The organism is Halobacterium sp. R2-5 (genome assembly GCF_011734195.1).
Classification (GTDB): domain Archaea; phylum Halobacteriota; class Halobacteria; order Halobacteriales; family Halobacteriaceae; genus Halobacterium.
In genome coordinates, this window is record NZ_JAANTH010000002.1 from 954333 (window position 1) to 967260 (window position 12928).

The 12928-nt window shown below is 66.3% G+C and carries 16 protein-coding genes; 4 read left to right on the forward strand and 12 right to left on the reverse strand.

Annotation, left to right across the window (positions count from 1 at the left end):
- Positions 1-364: 364 nt before the first annotated feature.
- The 7 genes from G9C83_RS13755 to G9C83_RS13785 form a co-directional block, all read right to left on the reverse strand.
- Positions 365-1411: an FAD-dependent oxidoreductase gene (locus tag G9C83_RS13755; protein ID WP_167246850.1), complete on the reverse strand. Its 1047-nt coding sequence runs from the start codon at positions 1409-1411 to the stop codon at positions 365-367.
- Complete coding sequence (gene trxA, locus G9C83_RS13760) at positions 1412-1771, reverse strand: thioredoxin (RefSeq protein WP_167246852.1); 360 nt, start codon at positions 1769-1771, stop codon at positions 1412-1414. It lies immediately after the preceding gene.
- Between the two features lie 160 nt (positions 1772-1931).
- Positions 1932-2336 carry a helix-turn-helix domain-containing protein gene (locus G9C83_RS13765; protein ID WP_167246854.1) on the reverse strand — a complete coding sequence of 135 codons (405 nt, stop codon included), beginning with the start codon at positions 2334-2336 and terminating at the stop codon, positions 1932-1934.
- Positions 2337-2448: 112 nt separating this feature from the next.
- Positions 2449-3426 (reverse strand): sulfite exporter TauE/SafE family protein, encoded by a 978-nt coding sequence (locus G9C83_RS13770; RefSeq protein ID WP_167247241.1) that lies wholly within the window; start codon positions 3424-3426, stop codon positions 2449-2451.
- An 18-nt stretch (positions 3427-3444) separates the two neighbouring features.
- Entirely contained in the window at positions 3445-3594 is a 150-nt protein-coding gene (locus G9C83_RS13775; RefSeq protein WP_167246856.1) for a hypothetical protein, read from the reverse strand.
- Positions 3595-3816: 222 nt separating this feature from the next.
- A complete protein-coding gene (locus G9C83_RS13780; RefSeq protein WP_167246858.1) occupies positions 3817-5082 on the reverse strand; it encodes an MFS transporter in 1266 nt (421 codons plus the stop codon).
- A 4-nt stretch (positions 5083-5086) separates the two neighbouring features.
- Positions 5087-6199: an MBL fold metallo-hydrolase gene (locus G9C83_RS13785; protein WP_167246860.1), complete on the reverse strand. Its 1113-nt coding sequence runs from the start codon at positions 6197-6199 to the stop codon at positions 5087-5089.
- Positions 6200-6288: 89 nt separating this feature from the next.
- Between G9C83_RS13785 and G9C83_RS13790 the strand changes: the two genes are divergently transcribed.
- Positions 6289-7023 carry a helix-turn-helix domain-containing protein gene (locus tag G9C83_RS13790; RefSeq protein ID WP_167246862.1) on the forward strand — a complete coding sequence of 245 codons (735 nt, stop codon included), beginning with the start codon at positions 6289-6291 and terminating at the stop codon, positions 7021-7023.
- Positions 7024-7039: 16 nt separating this feature from the next.
- On the opposite strand, the gene G9C83_RS13795 is transcribed toward G9C83_RS13790, so the two are convergent.
- The 4 genes from G9C83_RS13795 to G9C83_RS13810 are packed head-to-tail and all read right to left on the reverse strand — an operon-like array spanning position 7040 to position 10376.
- Complete coding sequence (locus G9C83_RS13795; protein WP_167246864.1) at positions 7040-8215, reverse strand: inorganic phosphate transporter; 1176 nt, start codon at positions 8213-8215, stop codon at positions 7040-7042.
- Between the two features lie 9 nt (positions 8216-8224).
- Positions 8225-8683 carry a YeeE/YedE family protein gene (locus G9C83_RS13800; protein WP_167246866.1) on the reverse strand — a complete coding sequence of 153 codons (459 nt, stop codon included), beginning with the start codon at positions 8681-8683 and terminating at the stop codon, positions 8225-8227.
- Entirely contained in the window at positions 8683-9174 is a 492-nt protein-coding gene (locus G9C83_RS13805; RefSeq protein WP_167246868.1) for a YeeE/YedE family protein, read from the reverse strand. Before G9C83_RS13805 ends, G9C83_RS13800 begins: the two co-directional genes overlap by 1 nt.
- 8 nt (positions 9175-9182) lie before the next feature.
- Positions 9183-10376, reverse strand: coding sequence for an MBL fold metallo-hydrolase (locus tag G9C83_RS13810; RefSeq protein WP_167246870.1), 1194 nt, complete (start codon positions 10374-10376; stop codon positions 9183-9185).
- Positions 10377-10623: 247 nt separating this feature from the next.
- On the opposite strand from G9C83_RS13810, the gene G9C83_RS13815 reads away from it, so the two are divergent.
- Genes G9C83_RS13815 through G9C83_RS13825 form a run of 3 tightly spaced genes read left to right on the forward strand, consistent with a single transcriptional unit; the run spans position 10624 to position 11672 of the window.
- Entirely contained in the window at positions 10624-10869 is a 246-nt protein-coding gene (locus tag G9C83_RS13815; protein ID WP_167246873.1) for a sulfurtransferase TusA family protein, read from the forward strand.
- Positions 10870-10871: 2 nt separating this feature from the next.
- Positions 10872-11444 (forward strand): DsrE/DsrF/DrsH-like family protein, encoded by a 573-nt coding sequence (locus G9C83_RS13820; RefSeq protein WP_167246875.1) that lies wholly within the window; start codon positions 10872-10874, stop codon positions 11442-11444.
- Positions 11445-11450: 6 nt separating this feature from the next.
- Entirely contained in the window at positions 11451-11672 is a 222-nt protein-coding gene (locus G9C83_RS13825) for a HalOD1 output domain-containing protein (RefSeq protein WP_167246877.1), read from the forward strand.
- 125 nt (positions 11673-11797) lie between these two features.
- On the opposite strand, the gene G9C83_RS13830 is transcribed toward G9C83_RS13825, so the two are convergent.
- Positions 11798-12916: an aminotransferase class V-fold PLP-dependent enzyme gene (locus tag G9C83_RS13830; protein WP_167246879.1), complete on the reverse strand. Its 1119-nt coding sequence runs from the start codon at positions 12914-12916 to the stop codon at positions 11798-11800.
- Positions 12917-12928 lie beyond the last annotated feature (12 nt).

Here is a 12928-nt window from a genome sequence, read left to right on the forward strand (position 1 = left end):
TTCCGTCGGGGACACGGGTGCGCTGGGACGGGCAATCGACCGCAAACGCTGGAACGGGAGCGCTCTCTCGTCGCGACGAGCGCCAGAACGCGGACCGTCCGGATGAGCCCTCCGCGAGCGTACCGGGAGCGTAGCGTCGACAGTGCGGTGTCCGTGTGCGTTCGCTAGTAGCCGGTGCAGCCCGCGTGCGTAGCCGACGACGAGAAGATGCTTAGTAGGACGAGGGGCCACCAGCCCCATCCATCCCGCCGTCCATTCCACGGGAGTGACCGCCGCCGTACTGCGCGGAACCGACCCCGGAAAATGCGGTCGACAGGACGGAGTCCGCGGTACTACGAACGACGGTGGTCGTGAACTCGGAGGTTCACGGGGCAGATTGTTCCTGTGTACCCGTCGCTGGAGCGGCCGATTCGCCCGACTCCTGGAGCGTTTCGAGGAACTCCTCGGCGTCGAGCGCGGCCATGCTGCCGGTGCCGGCGGACGTGACGGCCTGCCGGTAGCGGGGGTCAGCGACGTCGCCAGCAGCGAACACCCCGTCGACTGCCGTCCGGGCCGTGGGCCGACCAGCGTCGTCGGTCTGCGTGAAGATGTAGCCGCTCTCGTCCCGTTCGACGCCAGTGCCGTTGAGGAACCGCGTGTTCGGCGTGTGGCCCACGGCGTAGAACACGCCGCCGACGTCGACGGTCTCCCGTTCGACGTCGATCCCGGCCTCGGCCTTCTCCCGGGGATACCCCTCGGGATGAGCGACGAGCGTGGCACCGGTAACGCCCTCCGCTTGCGAGCCGTGGATGGCTTCGAGTTCCGTGTTCCAGCGGAACTGGACGTCGTCGTGTTCGCGGGCGCGGTCGGCCATGATCTCGGACGCACGCAGCTCCTCGCGGCGGTGGACGACCGTCACGGAGTCGGCGAACTTCGCGAGGAACAACGCTTCCTCCATCGCGCTGTCGCCGCCGCCGACGACGAGGACGTCGTCGCCGCGGTGGAACGCGCCGTCACAGGTCGCACACGTCGACAGCCCGTGACCCATCAGTTCGTCTTCGTTCTCGGCGCCGACCCAGCGTGCGCTGGCGCCGGTCGCGACGATAAGCGACCGCGTGTAGATCGTATCGCCGGACGATAGCGACAGCTCCATGGGCTGTCCATCCACAACCGCGTCCTCGATACGACCGTGTTGGAACTCCGCGCCGAACTGTTCGGCCTGCTCCTTCCCGCGCTGGACGAGGTCCATGCCGCCGACGCCGTCGGGGAAGCCGAGGTAGTTCTCGACGTCGGTCGTCAGCGTGAGCTGGCCGCCCGGCTCGTCGCCCTCGAGCACGAGGGGGTCGAGGTCGGCACGCGCGGCGTAGACCGCCGCCGAGAGGCCGGCGACGCCCGAACCAGCGACGACGAGGTCGTGGATGTCCTCGGTCATCTATTCGGTGTAGGTCTCGATGAGCGTTCGGAGTCCGTCTTCTCCCTTGAGACCGACGACTTCCTCGACCTGTTCACCGTCGGCGAACAGGATCAGCGTGGGGACGCCCTGGACGCCGTAGGCAGCGGCGAGCTGCTGGTTGGCGTCGACGTCGACTTTGGCCACGGTCGCGTCGGTCTCGGCAGCCAGCGTCTCGACGGTGGGTTCGAGCATCTGGCAGGGGCCACACCAGTCGGCGTAGAAGTCCGTGAGGACGACGTCGTGTTCTGCGACGACGTCGTCGAGCTGGGACTGCCCGTCGACGTGGAGCGGTTCGTTCGTGGACGCGGTGCCAGCGTCGGATGCAGTATCAGTTGCCATCACCAGTACGTATGCGCCAGCGCTAATTAAGGGTTTTGGAGAATATGTACAATACTACCCAATACAGGGTGCCGGCGGGAAAGAGTGGTCCCAGCGCTGTAGCACGCGAGAATCTGCTTCCCGAGGAGTGTCAGAACCCGAGAGAGAGAAGAGAGAAACGTTAGCTTTCGGCGGCCGAGGGCGCAGTCTCGGACTGTTCGTACTTGGTCTCGAACTCCTGAATGAGCTGGCCCATCTTCGCGTACCAGTCGTTGAGCAGGCGCTGCATGTCGTCGGCGATCTTCGAGGGATCCGTCGGCGAGTAGACGTGGTAGTAGCCGCCCTGGTCGTAGTTGATCTGGTCCTTCTCGATGAAACCGGTCTGCAGCAGCCGCTGGACGGCGCGGTAGGCGGTCGAGCGTTCGCGGTCTACTGCGTCGGCGATTTCGTCGACAGTCAGCGGTTCTTCGGCCTCGACGAGCGCCTGGAAGCACTCCTTGTCGAGCTCTTTGAGGCCGTGGAAGCACTCCAGCAGCCCCTCGCACTCCATGTCCCGGCGGAGTTGTTCAGACATCGAATCTGGCATTAGTATCACTGGATCGTAGGGGCTGTGCGGTTATAAGATTTTTGTATGGATTGCACAATTTCGTGCTATGGCGGGCTGAGAGCCGATGACGTGATCTCCCCGCGGCAGAGAGTTACGTCGCCGACAGGCGGCACCAGAAGCCAGTGTTGTCGTCGCGAAGCTGGCACACCGCGGCCAACAGGATCGCACCACTCACGACGACGGTCGCGCCGAAGATGAGCGCGATACTCACGGTGTTGAGTACGCCGATGTCGTAGGCGGTGCCGACGCGTTTGGCGGCGACGGCGACGCTACCGGCGAGTAGCATCGTCGCGAAGTACCCCTTGATGTCGTCCTCGTCGACGATGTTCGAGACGCCCGCGCCGATGCGCGCGCCGAGGGCACTCCCGGCGAGCAACGTCGCCACCACCGGAATCGCGACGAACCCGTCGCGGGCGTAGACGAAGGCGCCGAAAGCACCCGAAATCGTGATTTGGAGGATGTCCGTCCCGACGGCGATGGCGGCCGGCACGCCCAGACCGTACATCATTGCGGGCATCAGCAGGAAGCCGCCGCCGACGCCGAGGAGGCCGGAGAGGACGCCGACGACCAGACCGATGCCGAAGATGATACTCGCGGACACTCGGACGTCACCGCGGAGCGTCACCATCGGTGGGATTTCCAGTGCTTGTACGCGCTCGGAGAGGTCGACACTCGTTGTGGTGTCAGTACTGCGGGCGTCGCGTAGCGTGAACAACCCGACCGTTGCCAGCAGGCCGACGTACGCGACGCTGATGACGAGATCGGCGTTCCCTGCCGCGTGGAGGGCGTCGACGGCGCGCTTGCCGGCTTCGATGCCGAGCGTCATCGCGACGGTCATGATGACTGCGAGTTTGTAGTCGACGTGGCCGTGGTCGCGGTGGCGGAGCGCGCCGATGACGCTCGTCCCGAACACGAACGCGAGCCCGCTACCGACGGCGACCCGCGACGGGTAGCCCATCACGAGAAGGGCGGGCGTGACGAGGAACGACCCGCCCATCCCGAAGAAGCCGAACAGGATACCGATGAGCAGCCCGAATCCGACGAAGAAACCGACGAGCAGCAGACTCATCCCGAGCAGTTCCACAGCTTACTCACCTCCGAGCGCTCGCTTCACGTTCGGACCGAGCGCCTTCGTGACGACGCCGTAGCCGACGTGGAGGACCATCGCTTCGAGCAACACGGCGCCGATCAGTCCGGCTGCTTGTACGGTCGGCGGGAGCGACAGCGTGTCGATCATCTCCGCGCTCCACCTACTCGATACGGGTTTGTGCGAATCATACTTTTCTGCACGTGCACTCGTAGCCGACAGCGTGTATTAACGCTTTTGGGACGACTACACAATACTATTTCCGACAGTGTTCCATAACTTATCGATGAAACACGAGTAAGTAAACAGCGAAGTGAGGGGGCGGAGGAAATCGTAGATACCGTCGAAAGCGGGGGCCTTCGACAGTTCAGTTCAATCGGAGGCCGCAGGCGCGGGCGGCTCGTGAGTGCCGAAGTCGGGGTGGGTTTCCTCCATCCAGAGATACACCACAGCGCCGGAGACGAACATCAGGCCGGCGGTCACGTAGAACGCGGCTGCCGCGTTCACGAACTCCATCGAGAGTCCGATCAGGATCGCGCCGACGGCGTAGCCGGAGTCACGCCACATCCGGTAGACGCCCATCCCAGCCGACCGCCACGTCGGGTGGGCGGCGTCGCTCGGAACCGTCATCAGGTTCGGGTACAGCAGCGCCATGCCGAGCCCGGAGGTGCCAGCCAAGACGGCCCACGGGAGGTAGCTATCGACGAGCACCATCCCGAGGACGCCCGCGCCGGCGAGGAACATCCCGGCGATGACGGGCGGACGGCGACCGATGCGGTCCGCGAGCCCGCCGGTCGCGATCTGGAGGAAGTACATCGCGCTGTGGACGCCGACGACGACCCCGACCGCCGCGATGCCGAGGCCCTGACTCGTCAGGTACAGCGGGACGGCGATCCAGAACAGCGTGTCGACGAAGTTCTCGATGTGGCCGGCCTGCGCCGCCGCGAACAGCGTCCGGTCGCCGTACGTCGCGCGCTTCAGCACCGCCTCGAACGGCAGATTCGCGTCGTGGTGGTCGTCGTCACCTTCGGCCTGCGCGTACTGGACGGTCTCCTTGATCAGGAAGATCGAGATGAGGAACGCCAGCACGACGACCACGGCGAGGAAGTAGAACGGCTCCGGCCGCAGATTCCACTGGCCGGCGATGACGCCCGTGATCCAGGCGCCGACGGCGACGCCAGTGTAGCCGAACGCCTCGTCGATGCCGACCGCGAGGCCCCGCTGGTCGGGGCCCGCGAGGTCGATCTTCGCGTTGATCGCCATACTCCAGGTCAGCGCCTGGTTGATTCCCAGCAGGACGTTCCCGACGGTGATCCAGCCCCAGCTGGGAGCGAAGATCAGGATGATCGGCAGCGGGAGCGCCGTCGCCCACCCGGCGACGAGGACAGGCTTGCGGCCGTACTCCTCGCCCCACTTGCCGGCGTAGAGGTTGAGGATCGACTTCACGATGCCGAACGAGACGACGAACGAGCCGATCACGAGGAACGACTCGACGCCGAGGACGTCCTCCCCTAGCACGGGGACGACGGTGCGCTCGGAGCCGATGGTCAGGCCGGTCGCGAAGACGAGCAGGACGTGCAGCGAGAACTGGCCGAGGTGTTCGCGGATGCCCTGTTTGAGGTCAGTCGTCGTACTCATCGATTCACTCCGCCGCGCAGTTGTTCGGACCCAGTTCCAGTTCGGCCAGTTCGTCCTCGGGGACAGATTCCTGCCCGACGTTCGTCTGCTTGACGCGCTCGAAGTTCGGCGGGTGGTCCGGGATGTCGGACGCGAGGTCCTCGACGAACTCGTCGCGGTCGCGCCCGAGGTCGGTGTTCCGTTCTCTGACCTCCGCGAGAGTGGCGGTCACCGGGGGTTCGGGCGAGCCGGGGTCGTGTGCTGGGAGGACTAACGCGTCGTCCGGCCGGTCAAGTAGGCGCTGGAGGCTCTCGTAGAGCGTCGCGGCGTTCTGCTCGACGTCGGAGTCCTCGATGCCGGCTTCGACGCCGAGTTCGACGCGGCCGACGCTGTCGTGGAAAAGCGTATCGCCGGTGAGCAGCGCCGCGCCCTCGACGTCGAAGGAGACGCTCCCCTCGCTGTGGCCGGGCGTGTGGACGACCTCGATATCGAGACTGCCGACGGTCACGGTCTGTCCGTCTTCGATCGGCGTCGCGTCGATAGCGAGCGCGTCCTTCTGGTGGAGGTAGTAGGGAACGTCGTGGCGGTCGGCGAGGTCCGCGGCACCCGAGACGTGGTCGGCGTGGGCGTGCGTGTCGAAGACGCCGACGAGGTCGGCGTCGTACTCGTCGAGAATCGTCTCGTACTCGTCGAGATAGTGTGACGGGTCGAAGACGGCGGCCTCGCCGTCCGAGACGAGGACGTGCGAGAGACAGCCTTTCCCCGGACGCGCGACCTGGACGAGCGTGCCGTCGACGTCGACGGGGACCTCGGCGTGGCGGTGGACGCGGCTCCAGCCGTTCATTCCGTCCGTCAGCGTCACCGCGTCGTAGTCCAGTTCTCGGAGTACTTCCGTCGCAGTCTGTGAGACGACGCCCGCCGCACAGACGGTGACGATCTGTTCGCCGTCGGGGAGGTCGGAGAGCGGTTCTATGGCCTGTTCCGGGTCGTCGGTCAATTCGTCGTAGACGTCGACGCTACGGCTGCCCGGAATGTGCCACTCCTCGAAGTCTTCCTCGTGGCGAATGTCCAGGACGAGTGGGTCCTCGTCGTCGTCCTGTAACTGTTCGCCGAGCTCCTCTGGCGAGAGTTCCTGCATCGGTGTTCCCGAATAGCACCGGTGTCTCCATATGGGTACTGCCGGACATGACCGGCACTGCTAACTGCGTCGAGTCCGAAACTACCCGTATGGGACTGTACGAGGCGTCGATTCGCGTCAAACACGAGTGCCCGTACCGGAAGCTCTCGGAGCGATACCCGGACCTGACGATACGCGAGTGGCCGCTGAGCGACTGCCAGGTGCTCGAGATCACGACGGAGACGACGCCGACCGACGAACTACTCGACGAGATCGACGAGATCGGCACTGTACTGTACGAGTCGGCGGACGACGGCGGGTACCACGTCGTCACCCAGTCCTGTCTCTGTTCGCTCGAAGAGTCCGTCATCGACCGCTTCGAGGAGCACAACTGCCTGTACCAGTCGCCGACGATCTACCGCCAGGGCTGGGAGCACTACACGGTCGTCGCGTTCGACGGCGAGGACGTGCGCGAACTGCTCGAAGAGCTCCGTTCCGACAGGGAGATCGAACTCCTCTCGAAGACGTCGATCTCGGAGACACAGATTCCACACAGTATGCTGGCGCCGGCGAACCAGCTGTTCGAAGACATCACTGACCGGCAGCTAGCCGCACTCCAGTTCGCCCTCGAAAGCGGCTACTACGAACAACCCCGGAAGACGTCGCTCCGCGACCTCGCCGAACAAACCGCCGTCGCTCGCTCGACGTACGAAGAACACCTCCGGAAGGCGGAGAACAAACTCCTCACGAACGCGGGCCAGTTCCTCCGGCTGGTCACCGCGACCTCGACGGCCGACCCACTGGGCGTCGAGGGCGGTCGGCGTACCGAACAGGCCGCCGACTAACGACTGCCGGCAGCGGCTACAACAGCAGAGCGCCGGCGGCGTACGCGAGGGCGAACGAGAGGAGGAACGACCCCGCCCACGCCCCCACTGTCACGAGAATCTTTCTGGCGTCCACCGCCTCCCGGCCGCCGACAGCGGCGCCGCTCCCGATGATGGCGCTGACGACGATCTCGTTGAACGAGACCGGGACGCCCAGCAGGACTGCCAGCTGTGCGATCAGGAACGACGGCACGAGCGCCGAGATGGAGCGCCGCGGCCCGAGCGACGAGTAGTCCTGCGCCAGCGACTTGATCATCCGCGGCGCACCCGTCCACGAGCCGACGAGCATTCCGAGGCCACCACCGACGAGCACGGCGAACGTCGACACCATCCCCACCTCGTCGAGCAGCGGCAGCAGCGGCCCGACGGCGAGCCCGACCTGACTCCCGCCCGCGGAGAACGCCACGAGCGACCCGAGCGCCAGCAGTACCCGACGCAAGCCGCCGCGTTCGTCGCGTCTGACGTCCCACCAGACGACGACCGCGACGGCCAGCGCCGCGAGGCCGGTAACCCCGACCGCCGACGCGAGTCCGTCGACGCCCAGCGTCTGCTGTCCGAGACCGCGGACGGTTCCCGCTGCGTTCCCCTCACCCAGGAAGTTGAACTGGACGTTCACGAGGACGGCGCCGACGAGGCCGGTGAGAACGGAGATACTGTACCGTTCGGGGACGTCGGGACGCGGGAGGAGGCTCGCGATGGTGAACGCGATGCCACCGCCGACGAACGGCGTCAGTACCCAGACGGCGGCGATCTGCCGGTACTTCGGCCAGACCGGTGTTCCGCCGAGGGCGAGGCCGACGCCGATGACGGCGCCGGTCACGGTGAACGCAGTCGCGATCGGGTAGCCGGTCGTGATGCCGACCGCCATCAGCCCCGCGCCCAACACGAGCACGAGGATGACGCCGGCGACGGGCAGGCTGATGCCCCCGACGAGGCCGCTGCCGATGGCTTCCGAGACGTTGCCGCCCTGGGTGACGGCGCCAGCGAAGCCGAAAATGCCGACGAGGAGGGCGGCGCGCATCGTCGTGATGGCGTTCGCGCCGACGGCAGGGGCGTACGGCGTGGCGCCGCTCGAGCCGGCACCGATGACCCACGCCATGAACAGGCTCGCGAGTGCGGCACCGACGAAGAGGGCGACGAGAGCGGGGTCCATAGAAGTGAGTTAGTCTGCGCGCGTCGCGGCGGTGTCACGCGCCTGGCTGCGGCTCCGCCAGTAGCCCTGCGCGTACGCGCCGAGGAACATCCCGGCGAGCGCCCAGAGGATGGTGACGTTGCCGATGCCGAGGCTCGCGTACGCCGCGCCCGGGCAGATGCCGGAGAGCCCCCAGCCGACGCCGAAGATGGCGCCGCCGACGAGGACGTTCCGGTCGAAGGACTTCAAGCGGCGCTCGAAGCTGTCGCCGGTCAGCGGCGCGCGGCCCAACAGCCGCGGCGCGACGAAGAACGTCAGCCCCGTCACCGCGGCGCCGCCGAACATCACGAACACCAGCCCGAAGTCCTCGAACTGGAGGAAGTTCAGGACGACCTCGGGCCGGGCCATCTGGCTGTACGCGAGCCCGAAGCCGAAGACGAGCCCGCCGACGAGGATCAACGGCATGAACGCGGGATGCCGGTCACTCATCAGGGGCTCACCCCCAGTGCGGCGACTACCTGTGCGGTCACGATGGCGACGGTGAGGAACGTGAGGACGCCCACGATGGACGTCTTCGACGCCGAGCCGACGCCACAGACGCCGTGACCCGACGTACACCCCTTCCCGACGCGCGTGCCGATACCGACGAAGACGCCGCCGACGAGCAGCCGCCACGGCTGGACGTCGGTCGTCCACGCGCCGCCCTGGTAGACGACTGCGTACACGGCTGCGCCGAGGACGATGCCGAGCGTGAACACGAGCCGCCAGTCCCGCGAGGCGACGTACTGCTGGAAGCAGGACCGGTCGGAGACGTACGACAGCGTCGACTCCAGGAACGTGCTCGCGCCGGCGCTGATGCCGGTCCCGAGGTAGATGACGGTGACACCGAGGCCGACGAGCAGCCCGCCGACGGCGTACCGGCTGATTCCGTTCGGGAACAGCTCGGCGCCAACCTGTAGCGGGAGTGCCTCAATCACCATTGGCGTCGTTAGTCACCCGCGAGCGAGTCCTGGCTGGCGGCGCAGTTGTTCGGCCCGAGTTCCAGGGTGAACGCCTCCTCGTCGTCGACGGCGTTCTGGCCGAGGTTCGTCGCGATGATGTCCTCGTAGTTGGCCGGCCGCGGCGGCATGTCCGAGAGGATCAGGTCGACGAACGCCTGTTCGTCCATCGTGAGCGCGTCCATCTCGTCGACGAGCTCGCCGATCGGTGCGGTGTAGGTGCCGTCGGCGGCGGGCTCGGCGGCGTCGCTGAAGTGCGCGCCACCGACGAGCGTGTCGTCGGGCAGCGTGAGGACGCGCTCCTGCAGGGACTCGTAGAGCATGCGCGCGGCGTCGGGCGCACCGTCGTCGCCCTCTTCGAGGTCGGGGCGGGCGACGCTCTCGACGAACAGCCCGTCGCCGGTCGCGAGCAGGCTGTCGTCGACGAGGTACGAGGTCATCCCGGTCGTGTGGCCGGGCGTGTAGACGGCCTCGATGGTGGCGTCACCGACGTCGAAGGTGTCGCCGTCGGTAGCGGTCGTCAGTTCGTCCGCGTAGGTGACGCCGCGGTCGACTGCGGCCTCGGGGATGACGCCCTCGACGCCGTCGTCGTCGAGCTCGCGCACGCCCGAGATGTGGTCGGCGTGGACGTGGGTGTCCAGCGCGTACTGCAGCTCGACACCGAGGTCGTCTGCGTCCTCGAGGTAGCGGTCGGTGAACGCGCGCAGCGGGTCGATGATCGCGGCTTCGCCGTCGTCGTAGAGGAGGTAGCCGAGGCAGCCCGAAGAGGGGCGCTGGTACTGGAGGAGCGTGCCGGCGCCGTCGTAGCGCTCGACCTCGACGGCCTCGTAGATGCTCGCCCAGCCGTTCATGCCGTCTTCGAGGTGGTCGACGTCGTAGCCGCGCTCCGCGAGCGTGCCCGCGACGTACTCGCTGGCGCCGCCCTTCGCGCACAGGACGGTCACCTCGCGGTCGTCGGGGATCTGGTCGAGGACGTCGTCGTCGATGTCGTCCTCGAGGAATTCGAAGTACGGGACGTTGATCGACGTGACGTTCTCTCCGTCGATACGCCACTCGTCGTAGTCTGATTGCATGCGCGCGTCGAGGAGCGTGACGTCCTCGCCGGCGTCGATGCGGTCTTTGAGCGACTCCGGGTCGACGGATTCCACGTCGACGTCCGGAGTCGGGAAGTCGTCGGCGTTCATGTGTGCAGTCCCTTCTACTGGGTGGACGCACAAAAGCATTTGCATAGTAGTTCCCTGTACGAACAATACTGTGGCGGCCGTTTCCCGTATCGGACCAACTAGACCGGGTTTGAGGGCTCTGAAACGACTTCAGAGTCTAATTCCGGTCCAACAGTAGTTAGTGGTCTCCACAAGAATCGACAATCTTTTACTTGGGCAGGGGGTATTGTGCGATAGCTCCAATACAGACTCACGGAGCAGATAACCAATGAGTGCTGAATTCGACATTACAGAGACGCTCGACGTGAAAGGCGCATCGTGTCCCATGCCAGTGGTGAAGACGAAGACGGCTATCGACGACCTCTCCGAGGGTGAAATCCTCGAAGTGCTGGCGACCGACTCCGGAAGCATGAGCGACATCGACGGCTGGGCCGACGGCACCGAGGGCGTCGAACTCGTCGAACAGGAGGAAGGCGACGGCGTGTACAAACACTACGTTCGCAAGACGGAGTAACGATGAGCACGGACACACCCGACGCGTCGGCCGACGACGCGCCCTCGCGTGCGGATCTGGCCGCGCGCGTCGACGAACTCGAGGACGCGCTCGCCGAAGCCACCAGTGAGGACGACGGCAAGAAGATGAGCATCATCGCGACGAAGGGCACGCTCGACATGGCGTACCCGCCGCTCATCCTCGCCAGCACCGCCGCTGCGTTCGGCTACGAGGTGACCGTCTTCCACACGTTCTGGGGGCTGGAAATCCTCCACGAGGAGCGCTCGAAGAACCTCAAACTCAGCTCCGTCGGCAACCCCAACATGCCCGTCCCGAACGCCGTCGCCGCGCTCCCGGGCATGGACCGCGTGACGACGAAGATGATGGAGAAGAAGATCTCGGACAACGACACCGCCACCATCGAGGAGCTCATCGAGACGAGCCTCGACATGGGTGTGGAGTTCCAGGCCTGTCAGATGACCATCGACCTCATGGACTACGACGAGGACGACTTCTACGACGGTGTCACCACGGGCGTCGGCGCGGCGACCGCCCTCCAGGACATGGCCGACGCCGACATCCAGCTCCTCGTCTGATCCCCCATGAACGAACTCGAGGACCCCATCTCCAAGGTCGTCGATGCTGTCGCGGAGGCAGAGGGCGTCGAGCCAGTCACACTCGACCCGCCGCTAGCCGGGGTCGTCGATCCGGACGCAGTAGAAACGCTGATCGAGGACCCGACAGCGTCTGACCTCGAGATTCGGTTCGCGTATCGCGGTCACGACGTCGTCGTCGACGAGAGCGGTCGCGTACAGGTCGACTAAAACAGCCCGGTATCTCTCCCGGACGCAGTATCCCACCGACGGCTACTCCAGCAGCGCCGTCCGATTTCAACGAGTAGACTCTGAGAGACTGTCGTCGCGGGGTGCGGCGGAGAACGGTGGTCGCGTCAGGCCCACTCCGGTTCGAGGGCGTCCAGCAGCCGCTCGACCTCAGCGTGAGTGTTGACCGCGTGGACCGACGCGCGGACGGCGTCCGGCGTCGGCAAAGCGCGGACGACGATTCCCTCCGACGCGAGTCGGTCGACCGTCGCTTCGGGGTCGCCCACGTCGATCGTCACGAGTCCCGACTCCGGTTCGATCGGACTGAGAAGCCGGTCGTCGGGGACGCCATCGGCCAGCCGGCCGGCCAACTCCTGGATACGGTCAGCGATACGGTCGACTCCGACCTCGTCGATCGCATCGACGGCCTCCGCCAGAGCGACGTGCGGAGCGGGATTGGACGACCCCACCTCGAACCGTCGGGCGCCAGCCGCGAACTCGTAGGGGTCTGCAGTCGGCGTTTCGACGCTTCGGTAGCCGACTGTGGCGGGCGCGAGCGTTTCGGCGGCGTCGCGGTCGACGTAGAGAAAGCCGCCGCCCCACAGCCCTAGCAGCCACTTGTGGCCGGCCGCCGCGACGGCGTCCGCACCCCACTCGTCGACGTCCATCGGGAGCTGTCCCGGCACCTGCACGGCGTCGACGAGCGCGAACGCGCCGGCCTCGTGGGCGATGTCGACGAGGTCGCCGACGGGTAACCGGGTGCCGTGCGTCCACGTCACCGCACTGAAACACGCCAACTGCGCGCCGTCGACGGCCTCGGCGAAGGCGTCGAGGTCGACGCGGCCGTCCTCGGTCTCGACGACGCGGACGTCGACGCCCTTCTGTTCCAGGCGTTGCCACGGGAGCGTCCCGGCCGGGTGTTCGAGGTCGGTTCGAACGACGGTGTCGCCGGGCTCCCAGTCGATGGCGTTCGCGACGGCGTTGATGCCCGCCGTCGTGCTCTCCGTGAGCGCGATCTCGTCGCCGTCCGCACCGACGAAGGCGGCGACGCGCTCGCGAACACGGTCGTACGCGTCGAACGCCACCTCGTAGGGGTCGTTTCGAGTACTCGTCTCGTACTCGTGTGACCGCACGAACTCGTCTGCGGCTTCGACGACGTACCGCGGGCTCGGCCCGTGAGCGCCGAAGTTCAGGTAGACGTCCTCGTGCAGGGCGGGCGTGTCGGCGCGAAGTTCTCTGGGGTTCATCTCGTTCTCGGT

Excerpts from the sequence above, each read along its gene's own strand:
- G9C83_RS13755 (WP_167246850.1), bottom strand. The coding sequence starts at position 1,411 with ATGACCGAGGACATCCACGACCTCGTCGTCGCTGGTTCGGGCGTCGCC.
- trxA (WP_167246852.1), bottom strand. The coding sequence starts at position 1,771 with ATGGCAACTGATACTGCATCCGACGCTGGCACCGCGTCCACGAACGAA.
- G9C83_RS13765 (WP_167246854.1), bottom strand. The coding sequence starts at position 2,336 with ATGCCAGATTCGATGTCTGAACAACTCCGCCGGGACATGGAGTGCGAG.
- G9C83_RS13770 (WP_167247241.1), bottom strand. The coding sequence starts at position 3,426 with ATGAGTCTGCTGCTCGTCGGTTTCTTCGTCGGATTCGGGCTGCTCATC.
- G9C83_RS13775 (WP_167246856.1), bottom strand. The coding sequence starts at position 3,594 with ATGATCGACACGCTGTCGCTCCCGCCGACCGTACAAGCAGCCGGACTG.
- G9C83_RS13780 (WP_167246858.1), bottom strand. The coding sequence starts at position 5,082 with ATGAGTACGACGACTGACCTCAAACAGGGCATCCGCGAACACCTCGGC.
- G9C83_RS13785 (WP_167246860.1), bottom strand. The coding sequence starts at position 6,199 with ATGCAGGAACTCTCGCCAGAGGAGCTCGGCGAACAGTTACAGGACGAC.
- G9C83_RS13790 (WP_167246862.1), top strand. The coding sequence starts at position 6,289 with ATGGGACTGTACGAGGCGTCGATTCGCGTCAAACACGAGTGCCCGTAC.
- G9C83_RS13795 (WP_167246864.1), bottom strand. The coding sequence starts at position 8,215 with ATGGACCCCGCTCTCGTCGCCCTCTTCGTCGGTGCCGCACTCGCGAGC.
- G9C83_RS13800 (WP_167246866.1), bottom strand. The coding sequence starts at position 8,683 with ATGAGTGACCGGCATCCCGCGTTCATGCCGTTGATCCTCGTCGGCGGG.
- G9C83_RS13805 (WP_167246868.1), bottom strand. The coding sequence starts at position 9,174 with ATGGTGATTGAGGCACTCCCGCTACAGGTTGGCGCCGAGCTGTTCCCG.
- G9C83_RS13810 (WP_167246870.1), bottom strand. The coding sequence starts at position 10,376 with ATGAACGCCGACGACTTCCCGACTCCGGACGTCGACGTGGAATCCGTC.
- G9C83_RS13815 (WP_167246873.1), top strand. The coding sequence starts at position 10,624 with ATGAGTGCTGAATTCGACATTACAGAGACGCTCGACGTGAAAGGCGCA.
- G9C83_RS13820 (WP_167246875.1), top strand. The coding sequence starts at position 10,872 with ATGAGCACGGACACACCCGACGCGTCGGCCGACGACGCGCCCTCGCGT.
- G9C83_RS13825 (WP_167246877.1), top strand. The coding sequence starts at position 11,451 with ATGAACGAACTCGAGGACCCCATCTCCAAGGTCGTCGATGCTGTCGCG.
- G9C83_RS13830 (WP_167246879.1), bottom strand. The coding sequence starts at position 12,916 with ATGAACCCCAGAGAACTTCGCGCCGACACGCCCGCCCTGCACGAGGAC.